Annotated in this window: 1 protein-coding gene and 1 pseudogene; both read right to left on the bottom strand. The window is 61.9% G+C overall.

What is annotated here, in order from left to right:
- Positions 1-422: 422 nt before the first annotated feature.
- Positions 423-629 (bottom strand): annotated as a pseudogene (locus G3480_RS26495) (tyrosine-type recombinase/integrase); the annotation flags it as partial.
- 119 nt (positions 630-748) lie between these two features.
- Positions 749-1700, bottom strand: a 952-nt coding sequence (locus G3480_RS26490; RefSeq protein ID WP_164657185.1) for a tyrosine-type recombinase/integrase, incomplete at its 5' end; no start/stop codon positions are given.

Here is a 1700-nt window from a genome sequence, read left to right as displayed (position 1 = left end):
GACTCGCTCAAGAGCGCCTCGACCTCGACCTCAACCTCGACGGCCCGCTGGATCAGCTGGCGTGCACCACGGCGCACCAACTCCTCCAGGGACACATCCAACTCTTCCAGGGTCGTCGTCGGCAGCAGGCTTGCGCTGTCCTTCGGCTTGCTCGTATCGTCTCTCATCGCGCACCTCTTCGTTGCTGTTGTGTGTCTTGAACAACCACATTGTCAGCAACGGTGTGCCGCCTTCCAAGCCCCCATCAGCCCGCGCTCATACACCAGAATTCAGCATAGCTCTTGGGCGACAGCTCCTGGCCGTTATGGAAAGCTTTCCATAAGTCTCATTATGCCAAGCTCGCGATTATGCAAAGTTGGACTCGACGAGTTGCGCTGACCGCCGTCCGATGGCAGTCAGCCCGCGCTAGCGGCTTCTCATAATCATAGGCTCTTCAGGAACCCGATCAGGCTGTCAGGTGCCCGGTAGCGTTGGAGAATCGTGTCCGGCTCGCGGAGCTTAGCCAACGCTTGCTCTTTCATCGCCAAATCGGCCTCGACGTACTGATGGGTCGTTACCGGGCTTTCATGCCCAAGCCACAGTGCGATGACACTGATGTCGACACCGGCCTGAAGAAGGTGAATGGCTGTCGTGTGGCGATAATGCCGTTCCCGGCATTAGCGCCATAATCCCGGGTGCCGAATAATGCCAAGTCACCCTGCAAGCACCGTATGGCGACTGGGCTGCGGGGCCACTCGACTCGGCATTATTAGAGGCTCTTCAGGAAGGCGAGCAAGGCGTCGTCCGGTCGATACCGGCCACGGGCCTCACTCAGTGGTGTCGTTCGATCGAGGGCCTGCTGCTTGAGTTCCAGGCTGGCATGGAGATAGATCTGGGTCGTGTCCATCGACTCATGACCGAGCCACATGGCAATGACGGCGCAGTCGACGCCGCTATGCAACAGGGCCATGGCGGCGGAGTGGCGCAATCCATGCGGGGTGATGTCTTTTTCGACCAATGATGGGCACTGTTGGCGGGCCTGCGCCAGATGCTTCTTCAGCAGATCGGCCACGGCGTCACGACTGAGTGCTCCGCCTCGAGTCGACGGGAACACGATGGCTGAAGATCCCTGAGCCTGCTCGCGCTGCCAAGCCCGTAACGCGGACACGGCCTCCTTGCGCAGCGGTGTACAGCGTTGCTTGCGGCCTTTGCCGAGGCAGCGCACATGGGCGCCGGTTTGGAGCGTGACATCCTGCCAGCGCAGGCCGATCAGCTCGGACACGCGCAGTCCGGTTTGCAGCGCCACCAACAGCAGGGTGCGGTCGCGTCGTCCGAGCCACGTCGACAGATCCGGGGCGGCGAGCAGCGCCTCGCTTTCCACGCGCGTGAGGTAGGCGATGGGCGCGCGCTCATAGCGCTTGGACGGGATGGCCAAGACCCGTTCGATCAGACCACTGTGCTCGGGGACTTCGAGTGCGGCATAGCGAAAGAAGGAATGGATGGCGGCCAGTCGGACGTTGCGGCTGCGGGCGCTGGTGCCGCGGCTGGCCTGCAGGTCGTCGAGAAAGGCCGCGATCAAGGCGGCATCCAGATCCGCCAAGGTGAGCTGCGAGGGGCCTTTATGCAGGCCGGTCTGAGCGTAGCTGCGTATTCCAGTGAAACCGGACACCCAGTCCGAAGGAAAGCGGACAGCCGTTCCGATCGAAGCCGGACAGTCAGTC

This window comes from Thiorhodococcus mannitoliphagus (genome assembly GCF_010915725.1).
Taxonomy (GTDB): Bacteria; Pseudomonadota; Gammaproteobacteria; order Chromatiales; family Chromatiaceae; genus Thiorhodococcus; species Thiorhodococcus mannitoliphagus.
Note: the sequence above shows the minus strand (reverse complement) of the source record. Positions and strands in the feature narration are given on the sequence as shown.